The sequence below is a fragment of the Mesorhizobium sp. M1E.F.Ca.ET.045.02.1.1 genome (genome assembly GCF_003952485.1).
Lineage (GTDB): Bacteria > Pseudomonadota > Alphaproteobacteria > Rhizobiales > Rhizobiaceae > Mesorhizobium.
This window is the reverse complement of record NZ_CP034447.1, coordinates 6,055,096-6,077,185: the sequence shown is the minus strand read 5'-3', so window position 1 is coordinate 6,077,185 and position 22,090 is coordinate 6,055,096. Positions and strand designations below refer to the sequence as shown.

The 22,090-nt window shown below is 62.0% G+C and carries 20 protein-coding genes; 6 read left to right on the top strand and 14 right to left on the bottom strand.

Annotation, left to right across the window (positions count from 1 at the left end; genetic code table 11):
* Positions 1-66: 66 nt before the first annotated feature.
* Together EJ070_RS29395 and EJ070_RS29385 are read right to left on the bottom strand one after the other, a co-directional pair.
* The gene (locus EJ070_RS29395; protein WP_126095950.1) at positions 67-1,089 is read right to left on the bottom strand and encodes an aminopeptidase; all 1,023 of its coding nucleotides are present in this window, start codon (positions 1,087-1,089) and stop codon (positions 67-69) included.
* Positions 1,090-1,424: 335 nt separating this feature from the next.
* The gene (locus EJ070_RS29385) at positions 1,425-1,964 is read right to left on the bottom strand and encodes a flavodoxin domain-containing protein (protein ID WP_126094492.1); all 540 of its coding nucleotides are present in this window, start codon (positions 1,962-1,964) and stop codon (positions 1,425-1,427) included.
* 320 nt (positions 1,965-2,284) lie between these two features.
* Here EJ070_RS29385 and EJ070_RS29380 point away from each other — a divergent pair, with 320 nt between their 5' ends.
* From EJ070_RS29380 to EJ070_RS29365, 4 genes are all read left to right on the top strand, one after another.
* Positions 2,285-2,884, top strand: coding sequence for a LysE family transporter (locus EJ070_RS29380; RefSeq protein ID WP_189350721.1), 600 nt, complete (start codon positions 2,285-2,287; stop codon positions 2,882-2,884).
* A 287-nt stretch (positions 2,885-3,171) separates the two neighbouring features.
* Positions 3,172-5,259, top strand: coding sequence for an ABC transporter ATP-binding protein/permease (locus tag EJ070_RS29375; RefSeq protein WP_126095949.1), 2,088 nt, complete (start codon positions 3,172-3,174; stop codon positions 5,257-5,259).
* A gap of 163 nt (positions 5,260-5,422) precedes the next feature.
* Entirely contained in the window at positions 5,423-5,866 is a 444-nt protein-coding gene (locus tag EJ070_RS29370; RefSeq protein WP_126094490.1) for a hypothetical protein, read from the top strand.
* Positions 5,867-6,192: 326 nt separating this feature from the next.
* Positions 6,193-6,606, top strand: a complete 414-nt coding sequence (locus EJ070_RS29365) for a DOPA 4,5-dioxygenase family protein (protein WP_126094489.1) — start codon at positions 6,193-6,195, stop codon at positions 6,604-6,606.
* 71 nt (positions 6,607-6,677) lie between these two features.
* On the opposite strand, the gene EJ070_RS29360 is transcribed toward EJ070_RS29365, so the two are convergent.
* Positions 6,678-8,036 (bottom strand): hypothetical protein, encoded by a 1,359-nt coding sequence (locus EJ070_RS29360; RefSeq protein ID WP_126094488.1) that lies wholly within the window; start codon positions 8,034-8,036, stop codon positions 6,678-6,680.
* Between the two features lie 196 nt (positions 8,037-8,232).
* Between EJ070_RS29360 and EJ070_RS29355 the strand changes: the two genes are divergently transcribed.
* Complete coding sequence (locus EJ070_RS29355; protein ID WP_126094487.1) at positions 8,233-9,774, top strand: hypothetical protein; 1,542 nt, start codon at positions 8,233-8,235, stop codon at positions 9,772-9,774.
* 99 nt (positions 9,775-9,873) lie between these two features.
* Here EJ070_RS29355 and EJ070_RS29350 read toward each other — a convergent pair whose 3' ends face one another.
* The 11 genes from EJ070_RS29350 to EJ070_RS29300 form a co-directional block, all read right to left on the bottom strand.
* Positions 9,874-10,650 (bottom strand): hypothetical protein, encoded by a 777-nt coding sequence (locus EJ070_RS29350; protein ID WP_126094486.1) that lies wholly within the window; start codon positions 10,648-10,650, stop codon positions 9,874-9,876.
* Between the two features lie 480 nt (positions 10,651-11,130).
* Positions 11,131-11,376, bottom strand: coding sequence for a MoaD/ThiS family protein (locus EJ070_RS29345; RefSeq protein WP_126094485.1), 246 nt, complete (start codon positions 11,374-11,376; stop codon positions 11,131-11,133).
* Between the two features lie 54 nt (positions 11,377-11,430).
* Complete coding sequence (locus EJ070_RS29340) at positions 11,431-13,695, bottom strand: xanthine dehydrogenase family protein molybdopterin-binding subunit (protein ID WP_126094484.1); 2,265 nt, start codon at positions 13,693-13,695, stop codon at positions 11,431-11,433.
* A gap of 1 nt (position 13,696) precedes the next feature.
* Positions 13,697-14,173: a (2Fe-2S)-binding protein gene (locus tag EJ070_RS29335; protein WP_126094483.1), complete on the bottom strand. Its 477-nt coding sequence runs from the start codon at positions 14,171-14,173 to the stop codon at positions 13,697-13,699.
* The gene (locus EJ070_RS29330) at positions 14,173-15,033 is read right to left on the bottom strand and encodes a xanthine dehydrogenase family protein subunit M (RefSeq protein ID WP_126094482.1); all 861 of its coding nucleotides are present in this window, start codon (positions 15,031-15,033) and stop codon (positions 14,173-14,175) included. The genes EJ070_RS29335 and EJ070_RS29330 overlap by 1 nt, the downstream gene beginning before the upstream one ends.
* A 261-nt stretch (positions 15,034-15,294) precedes the next feature.
* Positions 15,295-15,879, bottom strand: a complete 585-nt coding sequence (locus tag EJ070_RS29325; RefSeq protein WP_126094481.1) for a TetR/AcrR family transcriptional regulator — start codon at positions 15,877-15,879, stop codon at positions 15,295-15,297.
* A gap of 137 nt (positions 15,880-16,016) precedes the next feature.
* Positions 16,017-16,331 carry a cupredoxin family copper-binding protein gene (locus EJ070_RS29320; protein WP_126094480.1) on the bottom strand — a complete coding sequence of 105 codons (315 nt, stop codon included), beginning with the start codon at positions 16,329-16,331 and terminating at the stop codon, positions 16,017-16,019.
* Positions 16,328-16,852, bottom strand: coding sequence for a DUF4142 domain-containing protein (locus EJ070_RS29315; RefSeq protein ID WP_126094479.1), 525 nt, complete (start codon positions 16,850-16,852; stop codon positions 16,328-16,330). Before EJ070_RS29315 ends, EJ070_RS29320 begins: the two co-directional genes overlap by 4 nt.
* 318 nt (positions 16,853-17,170) lie before the next feature.
* On the bottom strand, positions 17,171-17,869 hold the full coding sequence (locus EJ070_RS29310) for an RNA polymerase sigma factor (RefSeq protein WP_126094478.1): 699 nt from the start codon (positions 17,867-17,869) through the stop codon (positions 17,171-17,173).
* Positions 17,870-17,939: 70 nt separating this feature from the next.
* Positions 17,940-19,025, bottom strand: a complete 1,086-nt coding sequence (locus EJ070_RS29305) for an HPP family protein (RefSeq protein WP_126094477.1) — start codon at positions 19,023-19,025, stop codon at positions 17,940-17,942.
* Between the two features lie 265 nt (positions 19,026-19,290).
* Entirely contained in the window at positions 19,291-20,460 is a 1,170-nt protein-coding gene (locus EJ070_RS29300; RefSeq protein ID WP_126094476.1) for a cystathionine beta-lyase, read from the bottom strand.
* 558 nt (positions 20,461-21,018) lie between these two features.
* Here EJ070_RS29300 and EJ070_RS29295 point away from each other — a divergent pair.
* A complete protein-coding gene (locus EJ070_RS29295) occupies positions 21,019-22,047 on the top strand; it encodes an amino acid ABC transporter substrate-binding protein (protein WP_126094475.1) in 1,029 nt (342 codons plus the stop codon).
* The last annotated feature ends 43 nt before the right edge of the window (positions 22,048-22,090 follow it).

Below are 22,090 nucleotides of genomic sequence, written 5' to 3'. Positions count from 1 at the left end.
TGTGATTGGCTGCCCGAGCCGGCATCGCTCAGGGCCGGGCTGCGCGGGCCGCCTTGTCCGTCAAACTCAATTACATGTCGCCGCGGTCTTCAAGGCCTGCGCACGGGAAGGTTCGGGCAAGGCCGCGATCCGTCGAACGGAAGCATAGAATCTTGGATAGTCGCCGGAACACAAATCGAACAGGCGAAGAAACGCCGGAACCCGTTCGCCGTAGACAGCAGTGGCGGCGAGCTTTGCGTTGTTGATCGGGGCATCGAACCAGGCATCGTATCTGCGGTATCCGGCCCATCGCCTATCGCGCATTTGCCGGTAGCGCATCCGCAGCCTGTCGATTGTGGCTGCCTTGGCAGCCGCCATCTGGTCCGGGGCACGGGGACTTCCATAGACCTGCCTCAACTCGTCCCGGGTTTTCGCTATCAGACCGAGAAAATCGGCACTGCGCTTGCGATTGGCCTCGTAGCGGCGCAATCCGGCGCGATTGCCGGTGGCGCGCAGCCATTTCCTCACGCCGGTGGTTTCGACGGCAACCGCGAAAGCCTCATTGAACGCGGAGTCATTGTTCACATAGATTTTCTGATGCGCCAGCTCGTGGAAAACAAGGCTTGCGAGATAGGTGTCGTCCTGACGCAGCATGGTGCTGAGCAGCGGGTCGCTGAACCAGCCCAGCGTGGAATACGCGGTGACGCCTGAGACATAGACGTCCAGCCCCTGTCGCTGCAGTCCGACAGCGCTTTCGGCTGCGGATTTCCGGGAAAAGTAACCCCGGTACGGAACGCAGCCGAAGACCGGAAAGCACCATGTTATTGGCGTAAGCGAGAATTGCGGCGCGGCAAAAACGGCAAAGGTCACAGAGTCCCGGCCGACGTCGACATAGCTGCGGTAGCTGCTGTTGTCGGGCAGCGTCAACTCGTCCGTGGCAAAGCGGCGTATGACGCTCGCCGACGTCAACTTGGCGCGCAATGCCTCCGGCGTCGAAGGATCACGGATCAGCTTCCCGACATTTCTGCGCGCCGCCATGATCTCAACATGGCCCTCCAACGACTGCGCGTAGTACGAAATGCTGGTGCACCCGGTCACGCCGGACGCCATGATCACAGCGGCAAGCAATCGAAAAACGCGCTTCACAGCTTGCCCACCGCTTGCTCATCTCCCCATGGAGCAAGTGCCTCATTTACCCCTAATGCATGTCGCCCAAAAGTGCGCAGCGGTTTTGGGGGAACGACATGCATCAAAACAAAGACTTAAAGCGCGTCGCCTGGCTCCGCTTCAGCGCGACGCGCTTTAAGTCTCAAACAGGCGCACCAGTCTTCGTCAAGACCTGGTGGGCAGCGGGTCGGACTTTCGAATTTGTAAGGATTGGCCATGTTCCATGCGCCACGCCGGCAAGCAAGGCGAAGGGTGCGCCGATGCCGGCTGCGCCGGACTCAAGCACCTCCTTGTTTAGCCAGATCGAGAAATCGATCGGCGAAGTTGGCGAGTGCGTTCCAGTCAGTGAATTCGTGATCGCGCTCGGAGACCGGATCGCCGCTCTTCATGACGACGAATTTGACGAACTGCTCCTGAAAGAAATCGTACTTGGTGAAGCGCAAGGCACCCCCAAGGAGGAGGGTCATGCCTGGCTGCCACCCTGTCACGGCGACGAAGCGATCCACGTATTTTTGAGCTTCCGCCTTTTGGTCTTCCAGCGCCGCCGAGAGACTGACGGATATGAAGGCCGAAGGCTTGGCGTTCAGCGCTTCGTGATGTGCAAACACCAAGTTCGTGACGGTTTCCTGGTGGTGCTCTTGGTGGACCGAGGCTGCAATGACGAACGCGTCGAAGTGTCCGAGCTTCAAATCGGATGTGAGCTCTGCGCTATCCACAAGCTCGACCTGGTGCCCGCGTTCGCGGATATGCGCTGCCGTCCGTGCGGAAATTTTCTCCGTCTGCCCTTCGGTCGTTCCATAGATGATCAGGACGTTCACGATGTCCCTCCGACAGCGGAAGAGACATTCATGGGGACAACCGATACGAGCCAGCCCGGCATGCCAGCACCTCAATGCTTCACAACAGCACCGCATTATAGCCCATGGAACGGGCTCCACGAACTGCTTTTCGCCGTGACGTCGGGGCTTGGAGCACGATCCTTGGCGCCGTGCTGGCCGAACGGATCGGCTTGCCAGGGTGGTGACAATCCGCTTTGCGCGTGCATTGCTTGCGCGGCAACCGACATCGACCTGGGAGAAGAGCCTTGTCCGAGATTGCAACCATCCTTTCCATCCTTGGCGTTTTCCTGCTCGGCGCGATGAGCCCCGGGCCGAGCTTCGTCGTCGTCTCGCGCATCGCGGTTGCCGGCGAGCGCACCGACGGCCTGGCGGCGGCGATCGGCATGGGCATCGGAGGCTTCATCTTCGCCACCATCGCGGTCGCGGGCCTGACCGCGCTGCTCGTGCAGGTCGCCTGGCTGGACATTTTTCTGCGCATCGCCGGCGGCGCCTATCTGTTGTGGATCGGCATCAAGATCTGGCGCGGCGCCAACGAGCCGATCGAGATCGCCAGCGATGCATCGGCGCGCGCCGGCTCGTTCTGGCGGGCGCTGCGCCGCGCGCTTCTGGTGCAGCTCGCCAACCCCAAGACCGCGATCTTCTACGCCTCGATGTTCGCGGCCATGCTGCCGGCCTCGCCGCCGCTGTGGATGCTCTTCGTGCTGCCGCCGCTGCTCTTCCTCAACGAATTCGTCTGGTACGCGGTCGTCGCCTTCGCCTTTTCCGCCAGCCGGCCGCGCTCGGCCTATCTCAGCACCAAGCACTGGATCGACCGCGCCGCCGGCGCCGTGGTCGGCGCGCTCGGCATCAAGCTGATGTGGGAAGGCATGGCCGCCGCGCGCCGGGGTTTTAGCGGGTGAGGTGACAAGGCGGAGAGCCAAAATCGCATAGGGTGCTCCCCCTCTCCGTCTCGACTTCGTCGAGCCACCTCTCCCCCACGTTGTGGGGGCGAGGAAACGCCAATCGCCAGAGTCGCGACCTCGCAGACCTTGGGTTCCTCGCCCCCATGAAATGGGGGAGAGGTGGCTCGGCGGAGCCGAGACGGAGCGGGGGCCGGCGCTGCCCTATGCGATTGCCGACCGAGTGGATGACTCGCTGCCGCGCGGAGACGGTGAAACTTTCTGATTTTCAGGCCGTTGTCGGCCTGATGTCAGAGACCAAATCCAAACCGAAGGCGACCGGCGCCAAACCAAACGATGTGGGGACGTCGCGCCAGGAGAAGTCGCGCGAAGAGAAAACGCGCGAAGAAAAGCCGCGCCCGAAAAAGTCGAGCCCTCCGGAAAAGCCGAGTCCAGAGAAATCAAGCGACGCGAAGGGACCGCCTGCCGAAGCCACGCCGGAGGCCGTCGGCGAACCCGCGCCGCCGCCGCCGGAATCCGTCGAGCCTGATCCCGAGCTGACGCATGAGGAGGCCGAGCAGGCGCGCAAGAAATATCTGCTGCGGCGTTTCTGGATCAGCGCGCGCGGCTACTGGGGACGCAGCGGCGACCGGCGCGCATGGCCGTTCACGATCGGCGTGTTGATGCTGATCGTCGTCAATATCGGCTTCCAGTACGGGATCAATGTCTGGAACCGCTCGATCTTCGACGCCCTCGAGCAACGCAATGCCGGCACCGTTTACTTCCTGATCGCCATCTTCCTGCCGCTGGTGGCCGGCAGCGCAAGCCTTGTCGTCACGCAGGTTTATATGCGCATGACGATCCAGCGCCGCTGGCGCTCGTGGCTCACCACGTCGGTCATCGCCCGCTGGCTCGCCAACGGCCGCTACTATCAGTTGAACCTCGTCAAAGGCGATCACACCAATCCTGAAGCCCGCCTCACGGAGGATTTGCGCATCGCCACGGAATCGCCCGTCGACTTCATCGCCGGCGTCCTCAACGCGTTCCTGTCGGCCTCGACCTTCATCGTCGTGCTGTGGACGATCGGCGGGGCGCTGAGCTTCACGCTCGGCGGCTTGAGCCTCACCATTCCCGGCTTCCTCGTCACCGCCGCGGTCATCTATGCCGCCATCACCTCCACCTCGATGGCGGTCATCGGCCGCCATTTCGTGAAACTCTCCGAGGACAAGAACCAGGCTGAAGCCGAACTCCGCTACGTGCTGACGCGCGTGCGCGAAAACGGCGAGAGCATCGCGCTGCTCGGCGGCGAGGAGGAGGAGCGCAGCGGCATCGACAGGAGTTTCGGCCATGTGCTGAGGCAATGGGCGCTGCTGACCGGCCAGCACATGCGCACGGCGCTGGTCTCGCAAGGGTCGAGCCTGTTCGCGCCGGTCGTGCCGATCCTGCTGTGCGCGCCAAAATTCCTCGAAGGCTCGATGTCGCTCGGCCAGGTCATGCAGGCGGCCTCCGCCTTCGGCATCGTGCAGGGCGCGTTCGGCTGGCTGGTCGACAACTATCCGCGCCTTGCCGACTGGAACGCCTCGGCGCGCCGCATCGCTTCGCTGATGATGTCGCTCGACGGGCTGGAGCGCGCGGAAGAGAGCGAGGCCTTCGGACGCATCCAGCACGGCGAGACGGCGAACGGCGCCATGCTCAGCCTCGACAATCTCTCCGTCACGCTCGACGACGGCACCTCCGTGGTCAAGGAAACCGAGGTCGAGATCGAGCCAGGCGAGCGGGTGCTGGTGGCCGGCGAATCCGGTTCGGGCAAATCGACGCTGGTGCGGGCCGTCGCGGGCCTGTGGCCGTGGGGCAGCGGCAGCGTCGATTTCCACGCCGGCAGGCGATTGTTCATGCTGCCGCAGCGCCCCTACATCCCCTCGGGCACGCTGCGCCGCGCCGTCGCCTATCCCGCCGCCGCAGACAACTGGACAATCAAGGAGATCAACGCCGCCCTCGACAAGGTCGGCCTCGACTATTTGAAGGACAGGCTCAAGGAAGAGGCGCCCTGGGACCAGACGCTGTCGGGCGGCGAAAAGCAGCGCCTCGCCTTCGCGCGCCTGTTGCTGCACAGCCCCGATATCGTCGTGCTCGACGAAGCGACCTCGGCGCTCGACGAGAAGAGCCAGGATAAGATGATGCGGACAGTGGTCCGCGAGCTGCCGAAGGTCACCATCATCAGCGTGGCGCACCGTGCAGAGCTCGAAGCTTTCCACAGCCGCAAGATCACGCTGGAGCGCCGCGAGGGCGGGGCGAAGCTGGTCAGCGATGTCGATCTGATCCCGCGCAAGGCGAAGCGCAACCTCATCACGCGCGCCTTGTGGGGTTCGAGCGGACGCGGCGGCGGGCGGCGTTAGATGGGGCAGGGCGATGCCCGTTTCGTGGCGGCCGTCCGGCGGCTGATTCAGCGCCGCGTGCCTGGAACCAATGACGGTCTAGAACTGTTCAGCTATGTGTTTGATACGATGCCGACATGCCCGGGCCGGCTGGGCTGGGCGGCGATCTCGAGGAGTTCTCATCATGAAGATTTCGTCCAGGTTTCGTTCAGTCGCGGTTGCCGCCATCGCCGCCGCGTGCGTCGGCTTCGCCGGCGCCGCGCATGCCGACAGCGGCACGATCCGCTTCGCAGTCTACAAGGCGGCCTTCTTCATCGGCGGCTCCGGCGGTGAGGGCACGCTGACCTTCCACGGCCGCAACTATCCCATCTCGATCGGCGGCATTTCGGGCGGCCTCGCCTTCGGCGCCTCCAAGACCTACTTCAAGGGCAAGGTGCGCCACATTCGCCGCGCCAGCGACGTGACCGGCGTGTACGGCGCGGCGGGCGGCGGCGGCGCGCTCGGCAGAGGCGCCCAGGTGATCGTCATGACCAACGACAAGGGCGCCGAGCTCGAGCTCACCGGCAGGCAGGTGGGCCTGCAGGTTAACGCCGATCTCAGCGGCATGAGCATTGGGCTGAGGAGGTAAGGGGTCGACGGCCTCGACTGCTGAAGGACAGGATCGAGGGGCCCGTCGGGTGGCAGGGCAATCGCATATGGCGCCCCCCTCTCCGTCTCGGCTTCGCCGAGCCACCTCTCCCCCACTTTGTGGGGGCGAGGAACCCAGGCTCTCAAGGCCGCGACGTCAGCGATTAGCGTTTCCTCGCCCCCATGAAATGGGGGAGAGGTGGCCGCGCAGCGGACGGAGAGGGGGCAGCGCTGCCATATGCGATTGCCCTGCACCCCCTACAGACAAAGCGTCCGCGCTTCGGGTAAGCTTCTGCCGGGCGCTATGTCATCGAAGGGGGGATTGAGGTGAACGAAGTCAGTCCAAGGCCGATCGCGGAGATTGCCAGCTATCACGCCCATATCTACTATGACGGGCCGGCCGAGCGGCAGCAGGCCGAATGGCTGCGCCTGCGCATCGGCGAACGTTTCCGCGTGCGCCTGGGCAACTGGCGCGACGAGCCGGTCGGCCCGCATCAGCAGGCGATGTACCAGGTCTCGTTCGCCAACGAGATCTTCGCGACGCTGGTTCCGTGGCTGATGCTGAACCACGGCGGCCTGAGCATCCTCATCCACCCGAACACCACCAACCCCAAGCGCGACCACCTGGTCGACCCGATCTGGATAGGCCGCCCGCTGGCGGTGAAGGGCGATGTGCTTGGCGAGGAGGACGAGGCGGAGGAGGCGCTGGAGGTGAATACGGAGCCGACGCTGGGGGCTTAGGGGGCGGCGAAGGCTCTTCGCAGGTGTTGGTTGAGCAGCGATTGCGGGATGGTACGATCCTTTGGCGGTGGCTAAATCTCTCGCCAAATGGCGCGCCGTGCCTGCCACTTGATATATTCCAAGGGCGTCACTCCTTGTGCGCCGGTCATGAGGCGGACTGCTAACCGCTCATACTCGTCGCCCGCCTGCGCCTTAGCAATATCAAACTGGCCTTCGTGTGCGATTGAATTCCTGACTGCGTAGACGGCGCGAACCATATCCCACAGGGCGATAGCTTCGGTGGCCGATTGGGCACTGGTGCTTGTAGAACCCCCTATGTACAACGTTTTTTGGACGCCCTCTTCAACGTAGTTCCCAAACATTTCATAGGTGCCACCCGCTAGGATGTATTCGTAAACCCTGCCATGTTTGCTGTTCGTGGTTTCGGCTTTTCCGTTCGCCTTCAGAATTGGCGATCCATCTGGGTGATGGACTGGTTTGCCGCCTGGAATGCTATGTTCCGCGACAAGTTCCATCACTGACCAAAAGCGCAAAACCGCAAATCCGTATTCGGGTTCTGCGGTAGCATCCGCATAGGTGGCGACAATCAGTCGAGAAAATGGACTCGTCTCCAGTCTTGGGAGCAATCTCTCTATCAAATTGCCAGTTTCAACTGGATTGAAGTCAACAGCAAAATTGCCCCTGTAGCCGGGAAAAACGAACTCATGCCACCACCGATTCGTATCATACTGAGCAACCACATAGGCGAACGCTCTAGGCTTTTGCCCTCGGTCTATACCCAGTATGCTGAAGACACGTTGAGCGTGCTGCGCGCAGTATTTGAACGCTGCGTCGACGTTGTCGGCGACCACTTGTTCGTATGAGATAACGAATATCGGAGTTGACGCCTGAAATGATTGTTCGGTGGTCTCAATAAAGGGTAGCGGCTCAGATCCGTCGCTTTCGAGGAAGCCGTTTACAATCTCCCACATGTCGCGATGTGAAAGTCCAACTCCAAGCGGAAATATGGAAAAGCCCTCTAGCTGTTGGGATTGGTGAATCAGGCAACCGACACCGAATACGCGGACCAGGAAACGTAGTCCTTCATCCGATTCTTCCAGAGGGCTAACGATATGTGGCTTTCGAGCGAGCAAAGACCGCCGGAAAATTATGGCCTCTGCCCGCTTTGCGATTGTTTCTGGAGAAGCAGGGATTTCAATTGCAGACCGTATTTGAAAAATAACGGTAGGGGGGAAGGTAACGCTAAATTGTTGGGGGTCGACGTCTTCCCCATCGCCGTCAACCGAAAGGGTTACCCTCGCGATGCGATAGAGGCCTGGCGTCATACCTGCGGAAAGGTTCTGTTCTATTTCGAGAGATTGCTCAACTATTCTCGGTGTAGATCCAAAACCGAAGGCAAACTGGTCGCGCAGGCGATCGAGGCGAAGCATGTCTACACTAACGTTTCTCACTCTTGAAAGGTTAACGTTGGAAGAAACAGTGAACCTACAGGAAAATAGGTCTCCTAACACGTAGGAATGAGCACTTAGGATCACTAGAGTCGATTGGGCCGGAATCATATTCTTTCCTGTCTCACCTTAGTTGAGCGGTTCTCCGCAGTGTGATCGGCAGTATTGGAGTAAGGGAATGGGGAGAAAGCCTCGCGTTGATAAAGCCAGCGAATATGAGTTCGCCACTATTTGCGCAAATGCTGGCGTGTATCCACAGGTCGTCAACGAGGATGAGACAGGCTGGGACTGCCTCGTTGAATTTCCGCCGGACCCAAACTTCGTGCCGGCGGAGGCACAACCAGCTGGTCTTTCTGCATATGCACAAATAAAATCGACGATTGGTCGCTATCGCAGCACGTCAATCACCTTGTCGAACGCTCGCCGAATGGCCCAACAGGGCCATCCTTGGTTCATCGTTCTTTTCCATCGACCTGCGTCGGGTGAACGACGAATATATGCGCGTCACATTTGGGGCGATCTGATAACGGAAAGCTTGAAGGCGATACGCCTGGCAGATCTAGCGGGCGAAAAGCTTCACAAAAGAACGCTCGCGATTTCATTCGATGGTAGCGACGACCATACCGAAGACCTGGTCCAATGGATTGAGCAGACGATCATAGCGGTCGGTGTCGACTATCAAAGTAAGAAGCTAAACATCTTTCGGTCAGTTGGATATGAGGAAGGTCACGCTTCAATTAAATTCAGTTTCCAAGTTGAAAACGCGGACGAAGTTGCCAAAGTTTTTCTGGGTATTGGTGAGGTGCAAATACAAAATTTCGAGTTTGTTCCGAAGCGGTTTGGACTGCCAGACAAACGTGGCCAATTGCTCGCCGGCACCGCGACCCTAACGGCATCGCCCGCAACTTGGTATAGTTGCCAGATCAGAATTCGGGCAAAGAATAAAGACACCCCGATTGTGATACCGGGGAAGGCGGCGTTTACGACCTTTCCGAGAGGTTATGCACGCTTCAGCTCTGAGTTCTTGGACCTAGTTTGGTCAACCAGCGACAACGGCGTTCAATTCAACAGCAAAATCACAATCGAAGAGCGCCGAAGTTTAGGTGCGTTGGTGGCGCACGTCCGATTATTGACGCTTGTCACAAGCAGTGACACGGACATGCAAATTTGGGCCGGGGGCAGGCGCATCTACGGAGGTCGAGCGCGAAAAGCTGCGGACGGTCGCTGGCACCAGCTCTACCCGGTTCTGGAGTTCCTTCGTTCGCTCTCCACGGACGATGTTGAACTCTCAATTGCAGATGTGGTGCGAGCTTCGGCAGAGTTGGGCCGCTTTCAAGAGATTGCTGCCGTCAGAGGAGTAGCCTGCACTCTTGAATTTACCGATGTTGAGAGGGTTCCAGTAGGCGCGGAACGGCTGCTCTATTCCGCGCAGGTGACAGTGGGTTCAGCGACTTTTTTCGCGATTGTGGAGCGGCCGGTGATCCGTGAGGATGCGACAGGTCCGCAAAAACACTTTGCACTTGGCGACCCTCGAATCATCGAAAGCTACGCTGCAACGGGCGACGGTCTTGAGCAGCAGTTTCAGGCTGACTTCGAACGGGAGATCAACCAAAGCTTTCTTACATTGGGTGTGGCCGATATACGGCCCGCATTTGAAGGACACGAGATACGCATCTACGGGTCGCCTGGTTTTGATCGCCTCGATGCGATCAATTCCTAGGCAACTATGAATCTCCAACTGCACCGGCGCGCCAAAGTCGCAACTGATGAAGAAGAGCGCACTTTCGACCGCGCTAAACAGCGCGGCAACCATCATATGTTATTTGCTATCGATTTCACGGTGCTCAAATGATCGACCTGTGACCTGGTCGGTATTCTGATTTGTCCACCAAAATTGAAAAAAGTCATTGCGTGCGTTAAGCTTTTCCAGGATAGCAACTTCTTTTGTTTCTTCCTCGTTGTAAGGAGCCGCCAACCCATCGAGCGTCCCAGTATCACCCAAAATAACATATTCAAAGCGTTTGAGATCTGCCTTTTCGATCTCAATGTTTGACCCGGAAATGAGAAGTTTGGCGGATGGTCGAACGCCGACTCGCACAATTTCGGGTCCTACCACTTCATAGTAGGCTGGGTTTGTGCCAACGTTCGGATGAAAGTATAGATGGTTAGGTGCTACTACTGCGCATTGCAAGTCGAAGCCAATAGTAGCTACTCTGTCCGTCGTGCTTCCTCGATAGACTTTTAGAGACAGGACCTTCTCTCTAGTACTGCTCGATGTCGTCTGAAAATTGATGAATTCATCGGAGGACATCGCTATCCGGCGAAGGTCTTGCTCGTTATTTATATTGGTCAAGGGCGTGAAATAGCCATAAGCGACGTTGAGCAGATTGCGCGTGCCTGCTAAATTCCATTGTGATGACCAAAGTTCGTTGGTCCTCCTGATGTTCGCAGCCGCGGCCCGATTAGTGTGATGATATAGTCTAAGCGCGAAATCGCCGTCTGGTGTCCGTCGACAGAGCCCTGTCGCCAAGCTTGCAAGTCTTTTCGGCCCATCAAACGTACACCGATAGAGTTGGGCTCCGTCTTCGTAGTTCAAAACTCGATCCTCAGACCGGACTCTCACCAAGAGCCTTGCAAAATTGGAAGCGCGAGGTGGGCCAATGTCCAAGCTGAAATCGGCAATATGCCGATCATCCTCGACGTTAAACGCGATGAGCGGTGGCGAGAAAAAGCTTGGCAAGAAAAACCGAAGTTCACTGACCCCAATTAGTACGTCTGGGATGAGATAGGTTCTTCCTTTGCTATGAGCAAGTCGTAGTTTTATGAATCCGCTGTAGTCTCTGCGGTTGCGGTCGTCAGGCCCGATCGCAGGAGAGCTACGAACTGGTGGGCCAGCCAGATTGCTCCACGGGTGTACTGGATGTTTCAAAACGCTGATCCTTGAAATCGAATCAATATTAGTCTTGAAAGGTACCTTGCGAGGTTTGTCAAAGCCGTTTATTTAGTGAAAATGGCAAATGCATAGGTTAAGTGCGAAAGTCTGACTGTGCTACACTTTATCCGCCGCTTCCCTACATCACCCCCCCGCCAATCTCGGCAGCAGGAAAATCTCCGCCCCAGGCGGCAGCTCTTTCGACCATGTATCGCGATAGATCGTCCCGTCGATCGCGACCGCTATGCCGCGATCGATCAGGGGTTCGAAGGCGGGATACTGTTCCGAAAGTTTCCGGAACAGCTCCCTTATGTCCTTAGCCTCGATGTCGAGCTTGCTCTGGCCTCCGGCGGCGGCGCCGAGCGAGCCCCAGAGCGTGACTTCGACCATTAGCCTCAGATCCTCATTGGACCGTAGCTGAAAATCGCTTCGCGTTTTTCAGCATCAGCCTTCCCGTTCGGCCTCGAGCGCCGCCAGGATGCGCGGCGGCGACATCGGGATGTGCGTCATGCGCACGCCGACAGCGTTCGACACCGCATTGGCGATCGCCGCCAGCGGCGGCACGATCGAGGTCTCGCCGACGCCGCGCACCCCGTAGGGGTGGTTGGGGTTGGGAATCTCCAGGATCTGCGTGTCGATCATCGGCAGGTCGGAGCACACCGGGATGCGGTAGTCGAGGAAGCCGGGGTTCTGCAGCCGCCCGTCCTTGCCGTAGATATACTCCTCGTTGAGCGCCCAGCCGATGCCTTGCGCGGCACCGCCCTGGTACTGGCCCTCGACATAGGTCGGGTGCACCGCCTTGCCGGCGTCCTGCACCACCGTGTAGCGCAGCACCCTGGTCGAGCCGGTCTCGGGGTCGACCTCGATGTCGCAGATATGGGTGGCGAAGGACACGCCGGCGCCGTCGGCGACGAGCTCGCTGTGGCCGGCGATCGGCCCGCCGGTCTTGCCGGAGGAAGCCGCGATCTCCTTCAGCGACAGTTTTCCCAGATTACCGTGCTTCTCGCCCTTGGCGACCGCATGGCCCTTTTCCCAGGCGACGTCGTCGACCGGAATGTCCCACATCTGCGCCGCGCGCTCGCGCAGCACCTTGATGGCGTTGCGGGCGGCCGAGATGGTCGCCATCGAGGACGAGAAGGTGCCGCGGCTGCCGTCGGTCATGTCGTTGTAACCGAGGCTGGAGGTGTCGGCGACGATCGCCTTGACGTGGCTGTAGTCGATGCCGAGCTCCTCCGCCGCCACCAGCGACAGTGACGCGCGCGAGCCGCCGACGTCCACGGTGCCGACCGCGAGCGAGACCGAGCCGTCCATGCCGATGTTGAGGTCGGTGCAGGTCTGGCCGCCGAAGTTGAACCAGAAGCCGCAGGCCATGCCGCGCCCCTGGTTGAGGCCGAGCGGCGCCTTCATGTGCGGATGGTTCTTCACCGCTTCCAGCGTCGGGCCGATGCCGATCGGGCCGTAGACCGGGCCGTAGGAGGCGCGGGTGCCTTCCTGGGCCGCGTTCTTGATGCGGAAATCGACCGGATCCATGCCGATCTCCTTGGCGAGCTCGTCGACCGCGCTTTCCACCGCGAACGCCGCCATCGGCGCCGAGGGCGCGCGATAGGCCGCCGTCTTCGGCCGGTTGACCAGCACCTCGTAGCCGACGGTCTTGACGTTCTCGAGCTTGTAGCAGGCGAACGCCGTCATGGCGCCGATCTCGGCCCACATGCCGGCATAGGGGCCGCAGCTATAGCGCAGCGTCGCTTCGGCCGCAGTGATCGTGCCGTCCTTCTTCGCGCCGATCTTGACGTCGATCGAGGTGGCGCTGGTCGGACCCGAGGCGCGAAAAACCTCGTCGCGGGTCATCACCAGCTTCACCGGCCGGCCGGCCTTGCGCGACAAGGCGAGCGCCACCGGCTCGGCCCAGACATGGGTCTTACCGCCGAAGCCGCCGCCGATCTCGGAGGAGGTGACGCGCAGCTTCGAGGCTTCCATGCCGAGCAACTGGGCGCAATGCTGGCGGTAGACGAAATGCCCTTGCGTGCAGACCCACAGCTCCGCGGTGCCATCCGGGTTGACGCTCGCTACGCAGGCATGCGGCTCGATATAGCCCTGATGCGTCTGCTCGGTCTTGAAGGAGCGCTCGACGACGAAATCGGCTTGGGCGAAACCCTGATGGACGTCGCCATGGCCGTATTGCGTGCGCTTGGTGACGTTGGACGGTTTTACGGGCTTTTCCTCCAGCCCCTCGGTGAAGATGGCGTCGTTGATGAGCGGCGCGTGGTGCTTCATCGCCTCGTCGACATCGGTCACATGCGGCAGCACCTCATAGTCGACCTCGATCAGCTTCAGCGCCTGTCTCGCGGTGCGGGCGTCGATCGCGGCGACCGCGGCCACCGCATGGCCGTCATAGAGCGCCTTGGTGCGCGCCATCGAGTTGTCGAGGATGTCGTACATCGCGGCATCGCCGTCGGTGAGGTCGGGCAGGTCTTTCGCCGTGATCACCGCCTTCACGCCGGCGAGTTTTTCCGCCTTCGAGGTGTCGATCTTCCTGATGACGGCATGGGCGTGCGGGCTGCGCAGGATGCGGCCCACGAGCTGCCCGGCCATGTTGAAGTCGGCGCCGTAGCGCGCGCGTCCCGTCACCTTGTCGACGCCGTCGGGGCGGATGGGGCGCGTGCCGACCGAAGAGAAACTGCGTCCCGAATAGCGCGGATCGAAATTCATCTCAGGCTCCCTTCATCACGTTTGCCGCGTCCTGGACGGCGCGCACGATCTTGTCATAGCCGGTGCAGCGGCAGAGGTTGCCGGCCAGCCCGAAGCGGATTTCCTCCTCGGTAGGCGAGGGGTTCTTCGCCAGAAGGTCCTTGGCGGCGATCAGGAAGCCGGGGGTGCAGATGCCGCATTGCAGCGCCGCATGCTCCAGGAACTTCTGCTGCAGCGGGTGCAGTTGGTCGCCGTGCGCCATACCCTCGATGGTCTCGACCTGCCGGCCTTCCGCTTCCGCGCCGAGCACCAGGCAGGAGCACACCAGCCGGTTGTCGAGGATGACGCTGCAGGCGCCGCAGTCGCCGGTGCCGCAGCCTTCCTTGGCGCCGGTGAGCCCCAGCCGGTCGCGCAGCACTTCGAGCAGCGTCTCGTCGGGCTGGCAGAGATACTCGACGTGATCGCCATTGATTGTCGTTGAAACCGCTACACCGGCCATCATTTGCCTCCTGCACGCTCATAAGCGGTGGCGGCGACCCGTTTCGCCAGCACGCCCGCGACTTTTCGTCTGAATTCGATGGTGCCCCGCTTGTCGTCGATGGGACGGCAGGCGCCCGAGCAGACTTTTGCCAGCCGCTCCAGCGTCTGTTCGTCCGGCTTCGAACCGACGAGAACCTGCGCCGCCTCCTCGACGAGCAGCACCGTCGGCGCCGCGGCGCCCAGCGCCACGCGGGCCGCCTTGATGATGCCCGCCTCATCGAGCGTCAGGTTCACGCCGGCGCTCACAACCGCGATGTCCATCTCGGTGCGCGGAATGAAGCGCTGATAGGCGTCGCCCGCATGCGGCGGGCGCTTGTCGAGCAGGATCGCCTCGACGATCTCGCCCTTGGCGAGCGAGGTACGGCCAGGCCCGGTCGGCACGGCCTCCACGGCAATGGTGCGCTTGCCGTTCGGCCCGGCAACCACGGCCTTGGCGCCGGCTGCCACCAGCGCCGGCACGCTGTCGGCGGCGGGCGAGGCGTTACAGAGATTGCCGACGATGGTGCAGCGTCCCTGCACCTGCTTCGAGCCGATCAGCTTGGCCGCCTCGACGACGCCCGGCCATGCCTTCTTCAGCGCCGCGTTCTCGCCCAGCACCGCGCAAGGCACCGCGGCGCCGATCCTGAAGCCGTCGGCCGTTTCCTGGATATCGCTCAGGCCGTTAATCGCCTTGATGTCGACGATCAGCTCGGGCTCGATGAAACCACCCTTCATCCTCACGAGAAGGTCGCTGCCGCCGGCAAGGATGGCTGCCGGGCCAACCGCCTTGGCGAGCTCGCCAACGGCATCTTCTATTGAAAGCGGACGTATGTAACGCATCGTCTCCCCTTGGTGGTCGTGATCAGATCGACCGTTATAAAGACTCTCCTTATAATGACCATCCGCTTCCTGCATTGCACCACCCAAGTCAGGCCGGCTGGCCCTAATTCTCGTCCCAGCTCTTTGGTCCAAGGCGCTGGAACAACCCGCCCGCGCCGAGCCGGCCAAGCCTCCTTCATGGTTTCCGGCGCAGCCGGGGGGCGCCAGGTTGCGGCGAAGGGGGATGCGGCCGCGTTTCGCCGGCCGGTTCGAAGCCGGGATCTACGCCCTCTGCGCCATCCGCGCCCGCACCAGCGTCGCGGCGGCGTGGCCGGCGGCGGTGATGTAGTCGGGATTGTGGTGGATCAGCATGCTGGAAAAGGCGCCGTCCATCAGCAGCACGATCTCGCGCGCCAGCATCTTCGGTTCGCGCACGCCATGGCTCGAAAGCTCGCCCGCCAGCCATTTCTCGAAATTGCTCTTATGGCGGGAGCCGGCCTTCACCGCCGGATGGCCGGGCATCGCGGCGAGCTCGGCGGCCGTGCGCAGGAAGCCGCAGCCCTTCCATTTGACGTGCCGCGCCACGCGCGCCAGATGGGTGAAGATCGCCACGACCTTCTTGTCCGCGCCGCCTTCCGCGGCCTCGAACCAGCCGGCCATCTGCTTGAGGTTCGGCTGGTCGCGGCTGTCGAGATAGGCCGTGATCAGCTCGTCCTTGCTCTTGAAGTGATAGTAGAGCGTGCGCTTGGTCAGCCCCGCCTTTTCCGCCACGGCATCGACGCTGACGCGGCCGATGCCTTCGGCATAAAAGAGTTTCGCCGCAGCGTCGACGAGGCGTTTTCTGGTCGGATTGGCCTTTTCGCTCATCCACGAAGTATACCGACTAGTGAATATACAAACAAGCCGAAAGCCGCTCCCTTGCGGCCGCTCTAAGTCCAAGGGAAGAATTCATGGACGCATCGGCTGGACAAGGCGCGGCGCGCCTCGCCCGACCGGGCGGCGGGTCAGGGCGAAACCTCCAGGTGACCCTTCATGTTGGGGTGGAAGCGGCAGAAATAATCGACCGCTCCCGCTTGCTTGAGGGTGATCCTGCCTTTCGACTTCGGCGGGATCGTCACCTCCCAGCCGCCTTTCACCGTGGCGGTGTGGGCGATCACGTCCTTGTTGGTCCACTCGATCGTGTCGCCGACCTTGGCCTCGACGCTCGCCGGCGAGAAGACCAGCTTGTCGATCGTCAACTCGATGGTGGCGGCGAGCGCCGGCGAAGCGACGAGCGCCAGCGTCAGCGCGGCCAGGAGCGGCAGCAGGCTCGCCCTCATTTCAGCGCGCCGGCGACATGTTCGGCATGCTGCTCATGCCCCTGGAAGATTTTCAGGCCGGTCTCGAGCAGGCTCTTCAGCTCGGTATTGCTGGCCGAGGGGATGAGCAGCGTTTCGAGCGCGCTGTCGACCTGTTTGTGATAGGCCACCTCGTTCTCGATATAGGCCTTGTCGAAGGCAGCCCCTTTCAGCTTCGCCAGCTTGGCGCGCTCTTCCTTCGCGGCCTTCGCCAGCGCCTGGCTGGTGGCGTTGTCCTCGGGCGTGACTTTCAGCTTCTTCACCAGGTCCAGGGCCTGCTTGTTCACCGCCTCGTGGTCGCGCTCCATGTCCTTGGCGAAGTCGACGACTTCCTTGGTCCTCGATTTCTTGATCGCCAGCTTGGCGGCCTCGATGTCGATCGTGCCCGCCGTATAGGCGATATGGGCGATCTGCGGGTCGGTGGGCTTCTCAGCGGCCCGCGCATAGGGCGCGGCGCCTGCAAGCAGGAAGGCCGCAAGGGCTGCGGTCGGTCGGATAAACATGGCATCTCCTTCGCCCGGCACATCTGCAGGGCTCATCTGGGGTTGACGGCCATTGGATGCGGGGAGAGGCGAAACGTTCCCGGCGTTTTCTCTGCGGGGAGCGAGCACTGCTACGCCGAGTTCCGTCACACCCCCCTCTGTCCTGCCGGACATCCTCCCCGCAAGGGGGGAGATTGGCAGCTTCGGCGCCCCGCCCGTCCTGCAGCGTTGGAGATTAGCGAAAGCCGGCGCGACATCCGATCTCCCCCCTTGCGGGGGAGATGTCCGGCAGGACAGAGGGGGGTGCTGTCCCTCGGCGTTCGCGAATAGCGACGCGCGCTAGCCCTCGAACCCCAGCCTTTTCATCACCGCCTGCGTCAGCCTATCGCACCGCCGGCCGGCGAAAGGAAAAGCGTCGAGCAGCACCGGGCCGATCTCGTCGTCCAGCGCCTTGCGCACCAGCGCACGCGCCCGGTGCAGCCTGGTCTTTACCGTCTCCGGCCTGATGCCGAGCACCTCGGCGGTCTCCTGGATGCTCAGGCCTTCGATGACACGGGCGACGAAGACGCTGCGATAGACGTCGGGAAGGCTGTCGGTCGCCCGTTCGACGAGCCCGAGGATCTGCCGCTGCGCCATCGTCCGCTCCGGATCGTCGCCAGGGTTCAAGTTACTTGGGTTCAGGGGAAACCGGATGATCTGCGCCTCCGGGTTTTCAGGCATCGCCACCATGCGCTTCTTCTTGCGCAGCCGCCCGAGCGCCTCGTTGATCGTGATGCGCGACAGCCAGGTGGATAAAGAGGCATCGCCGCGAAAGGCATCAAGACTGGCGAAGGCGCGCAAATAGGCCTCCTGCACGATGTCCTCGGCCTCGGCGTCGTTGCGCACCACGCCGCGCGCGATGCGGTAGAGCCGCTGGTTGTGCGTCTTGATGATTGCGCGGAAGGCATCCGCTTCCCGCGCAAGCGCGCGGCGCACCAGCGCCATGTCGCCATCATCGGCCGCGGCAATAGCGGCAGCTTGCAGTGCGGGCTTCCTCATCGTGTCCCGATCTCCCGGACAGGCGTTGCATCCAGCAATTGGATGCGCTCGCCGGCAAAAGGTTCCCGAGCTATGCTACAGCTTTCAGCGCCGCCCTGTCTGCGGTCTCCACGCGTGCGGCCGCCGCGAGCAGATCGGTCTGGGTGATCAGGCCAAGAATATGCCGCCCGGCGTCGACGATCACCACCGCATGGCTGTGCCCGTCGGTCAGCGCCGGCAGCAGGCTCATCGCCGGCGTGTCGGGCGAGGCGGTGCCGGCCTTCGACATCACGCCCTTTACCGTGTCGGTCGGTCTCGTCAGCTCGCGCAGGCCGACGGCGCCGGCCAGCCTTGCCTCGGCGTCGACCACCGGCAAGATGCGGATATTGTGGTCGAGAAGCTGCTTTCGCGCCTCGTCCGCGGTGGCGTTCTCCGTCACCGAGATCACGTCGCGGGACATGATGTCCCGGCAGAGCAGGGTGCGGTGCGAGCGCACCGTCGCCTGCAATTCGACCTGACGCAGCAGCCTTTCGATGTCGTCGCGGTCGATGTCGAAGCTCTCGTCGAGCGCGGCAAGGGCAGCATCGACATCCTCCGGCCGGAAGCCGACGCGCGTCGTGGGCGGCCGGTCGGCGGTGCCGTGGCTGTTGGCCACAGGCGCGTGGACATGCGGATAATTGCGCCGCGACAGCTTGTGGAACAGCAAGCCGAGCGTCACCAATATGATCGAATTCAGCGCCACCGGCACGAAGGGAAACAAAAAGCCTGCGCTGACCACGGCCGGTCCGCCAAGCACGCCGGTGAGAGCCGCGGCGCCTCCCGGCGGATGCAGCGAGCGCGTGAACGACATGGCGGCAATGGCGAGCGCCACGGCCAGCCCGGAGGCGATCACCGGGTCATGCACGAAATGCGCCACCGTGACGCCGACCAGCGCCGAAATCGTATTGCCGCCGATGATCGACCAAGGCTGCGCCAGCGGGCTCGAAGGCACGGCGAACAGCAGCACGGCGGAAGCCCCCATCGGCGCCACCAGCAGCGCCACATGCGGGCCGCTCCCCATGGCGAGCCCGCTGATCACGCCGGTCAGCGCGACGCCGATGGTCGCGCCGATGCAGGCAAGCAGTCGTTCGCGGAGCGTCGCGCCGGCAAGGATCGGAACGAAGAGGCGGAACGCCATGGCAGGCCCTTGGGATCAAATGGCTGGAATTTGCGCTGCTCGCAATGCCGCCGAAGCCACGGATTTGGAAGCCAAACCAATCCGTATATTCGCGGCCGGGAAGAATATTATTGCGCGAGGCGACGCGTTCGCCACACCGCCAGCGGCCTCGGCTTTCTCAATCGCGCCCAATCTCCCGGACAGGCGTTTCATCCGTGAATTGGATGCGCCTGCCGGCAAAAGGTTCCCGGACTTGTCCGATCTGGTCGGGCGCTATGCCCGCCGCTCAGACTTCGGCTGCCGCTTTGAGCCCGCGCTGGATGTCGGCCTTGAGGTCCTCGACGTCCTCGAGCCCGATCTGCAGGCGGATGAGCGGACCGGCATAGGAGCCCTTGGCTATGGTGCGGTCGCCCAGGAAGACCGGCACGGCAAGGCTCTCATAGCCGCCCCAGGAATAGCCGAGGCCGAAGATCTTCAATGCGTCGAGGAAGGCGTGCTGCTGTTTTTGCCCGCCACCCTTGAGCACGATCGAGAAGATGCCGCTCGAGCCGCAGAAGTCGCGCTTCCACAGCGCGTGATCCGGGTGGCTTTCCAGTGCCGGATGCAGCACCTGCGCCACGCCCGGTTGCTCCTCCAGCCAGCGCGCGATGTCGAGTGCGCTCTTCTGGTGATGCTCGAGCCTGACCCCCATCGTGCGCAGGCCGCGCAGCACCTGGTAGACGTCGTCCGGCCCGGAACAGCATCCCAGCGTGCAGAAGCCTTCGTAGAGCGCCTTCCAATGCGTTTCGTTGGCCGACACCGTGCCGAGCAGCACATCGGAATGGCCGGCCGGATATTTGGTGGCCGCATGGATCGAGATGTCGACGCCATGGTCGAGCGGTTTGAAAAAGAGCGGCGTCGCCCAGGTGTTGTCCATCATGACGATGGCGCCTGCCGCATGCGCGGCCTTTACGATTGCCGGAATGTCCTGCACCTCATAGGTGTTCGATCCCGGCGATTCGGCGAACACCACCTTGGTGTTGGGCTTGATCAGCTGGGCGATGCCGGCGCCGATGCGCGGATCGTAATATTCGATCTCGACACCGAGGCGCTTCAGCATGGTGTCGGCGAAATTCCGTGTCGGATGATAGACCGAATCGACGATCAGCAGATGGTCGCCAGCCGAGACGAAAGTGAGCAGGGGGATTGTCACCGCCGCAAGGCCGGATGGCACCGCGATCGTGCCGGCTGAACCCTCCAGCGCGTCGACGGCCAGCGTGAGCGCATCCATGGTCGGCGTGCCGCGCGTGCCATAAGTGTATTTCTGGCTGCGCGATGCCATCGCGGCGGCGTCGGGATATAGCACTGTCGAGGCATGCACGACCGGCGGATTGACGAAGCCGAAATAGTCGCGCGGGTTGTTGCCGGAATGGGCAAGCCGCGTGTTGATGCCGATCTTGCTGCCGTCTGTCGCCATGGTTCGTCGCCTGTCGTAGTGTGTCTGGAGCTCAGCCATAGTGCGGCGTGGCGGCCCGTGCAACCGCTCCGAGCCCGCCAAGCGTCGGTGTTTGGGTGGGCCAAATAAAAGCTCGCCGGCTCACCGATCGCGCCCTTTGCGCGCCTCCGGTGGACTTGCGTCGAAGGCACCTTGGCGCGCCCGCCCTTCGCCATGAATCGCGCCAGTCCTTCCATCGCCGGCGACAGTAGTTACCGGCATGAATTAGCGTAACGTTCAAAATTTCCGTGGGCTCCGACTTGCCGGTTCCGGTTGCAGCTTTTGACCAATTCGCGGGCGCTTCTGACTGCAATTCGGGCATTTCCGGCAATCGGTTTTCAAACGTGTCGCAATTCGGTCATTTCCCTTGACCTCACAGGAATAATCGCCTTCGATGCGTTTCGTGAATGGGAGGCAGTGCACCGGCAACGGTGCGGGTCCGGGAGTGGGCCGAAGTGGGAGCTGCATTCACACATGAAAAAAGATCAGGGCTGCCTGGGAAGCAGGGGCGCCTGTAAAGCAGAAAAGGGTCTGTGGGTCATGAAACACATCGCAATCGGCATTCTTGGCGCCGCCGCGCTCGGGTTTACGGCGTCGGCAGCTTCGGCCGGCACGCTGGATACCGTGAAGCAGAAGGGCTTTATCCAGTGCGGCGTCTCGACCGGTCTCGCCGGCTTCTCGGCGCCGGACGACAAGGGGGAATGGCAGGGCATCGACGCCGACTTCTGCCGCGCCGTCGCGGCCGCCGTCTTCGGTGACGGCACCAAGGTCAAGTTCACACCGCTCAGCGCCAAGGAACGCTTCACCGCGCTGCAGTCCGGCGAGGTCGACATCCTGTCGCGCAACACCACCTGGACGATCAACCGCGATACCGCGCTCGGCCTGAACTTCGTCGGCACCACCTACTATGACGGCCAGGGCTTCATGATCAACGCCAAGAAGCTGCCGGGCGTGAACTCGGCGCTGCAGCTTTCGGGCGCCGCCGTTTGCGTGCAGACCGGCACCACGACCGAGCTCAACCTTGCCGACTACTTCAAGTCGAACAAGATGGAGTACAACCCCGTCGTGTTCGAGAAGCTGGAAGAGGTCAACGCCGCCTATGACGCCGGCCGCTGCGACGTCTACACCACCGACCAGTCGGGCCTCTATGGCATCCGTCTGACGCTGGGCTCGCCTGCCGATCACGTCGTGCTGCCCGAGATCATCTCCAAGGAGCCGCTCGGCCCGGCCGTGCGCCAGGGCGACGATCAGTGGTACCACATCGTCAAGTGGACCTACTTCGCGCTGCTCGACGCCGAGGAGCTCGGTATCACCAAGGCCAATGTCGACGAGATGAAGAACTCGGACAATCCCGAGGTCAAGCGCGTGCTCGGCCAGGAAGCCGACACCAAGATCGGCACCGATCTCGGCGTCTCCAATGACTGGGTCGTCAACATCGTCAAGGCGGTCGGTAACTACGGCGAAATGTTCGAGCGCAATGTCGGCTCCGGCAGCCCGCTCAAGATCGCGCGCGGCATCAACGCGCTGTGGACCAAGGGCGGCCTGCAATACGCTCCGCCGATCCGCTGATCGAAACGTGATCCCGGGGGGCAGGTCATCTGCCTCCCGGTTT

Coding starts and splice junctions, on each gene's coding strand:
- EJ070_RS29395 (WP_126095950.1), bottom strand. CDS start 1,089: ATGGCGTCCGGCGTGACCGGGTGCACCAGCATTTCGTACTACGCGCAG.
- EJ070_RS29380 (WP_189350721.1), top strand. CDS start 2,285: ATGAGCCCCGGGCCGAGCTTCGTCGTCGTCTCGCGCATCGCGGTTGCC.
- EJ070_RS29375 (WP_126095949.1), top strand. CDS start 3,172: ATGTCAGAGACCAAATCCAAACCGAAGGCGACCGGCGCCAAACCAAAC.
- EJ070_RS29370 (WP_126094490.1), top strand. CDS start 5,423: ATGAAGATTTCGTCCAGGTTTCGTTCAGTCGCGGTTGCCGCCATCGCC.
- EJ070_RS29360 (WP_126094488.1), bottom strand. CDS start 8,036: ATGCTTCGCCTCGATCGCCTGCGCGACCAGTTTGCCTTCGGTTTTGGA.
- EJ070_RS29355 (WP_126094487.1), top strand. CDS start 8,233: ATGGGGAGAAAGCCTCGCGTTGATAAAGCCAGCGAATATGAGTTCGCC.
- EJ070_RS29345 (WP_126094485.1), bottom strand. CDS start 11,376: ATGGTCGAAGTCACGCTCTGGGGCTCGCTCGGCGCCGCCGCCGGAGGC.
- EJ070_RS29340 (WP_126094484.1), bottom strand. CDS start 13,695: ATGAATTTCGATCCGCGCTATTCGGGACGCAGTTTCTCTTCGGTCGGC.
- EJ070_RS29335 (WP_126094483.1), bottom strand. CDS start 14,173: ATGGCCGGTGTAGCGGTTTCAACGACAATCAATGGCGATCACGTCGAG.
- EJ070_RS29330 (WP_126094482.1), bottom strand. CDS start 15,033: ATGCGTTACATACGTCCGCTTTCAATAGAAGATGCCGTTGGCGAGCTC.
- EJ070_RS29325 (WP_126094481.1), bottom strand. CDS start 15,879: ATGAGCGAAAAGGCCAATCCGACCAGAAAACGCCTCGTCGACGCTGCG.
- EJ070_RS29320 (WP_126094480.1), bottom strand. CDS start 16,331: ATGAGGGCGAGCCTGCTGCCGCTCCTGGCCGCGCTGACGCTGGCGCTC.
- EJ070_RS29315 (WP_126094479.1), bottom strand. CDS start 16,852: ATGTTTATCCGACCGACCGCAGCCCTTGCGGCCTTCCTGCTTGCAGGC.
- EJ070_RS29310 (WP_126094478.1), bottom strand. CDS start 17,869: ATGAGGAAGCCCGCACTGCAAGCTGCCGCTATTGCCGCGGCCGATGAT.
- EJ070_RS29305 (WP_126094477.1), bottom strand. CDS start 19,025: ATGGCGTTCCGCCTCTTCGTTCCGATCCTTGCCGGCGCGACGCTCCGC.
- EJ070_RS29300 (WP_126094476.1), bottom strand. CDS start 20,460: ATGGCGACAGACGGCAGCAAGATCGGCATCAACACGCGGCTTGCCCAT.
- EJ070_RS29295 (WP_126094475.1), top strand. CDS start 21,019: ATGAAACACATCGCAATCGGCATTCTTGGCGCCGCCGCGCTCGGGTTT.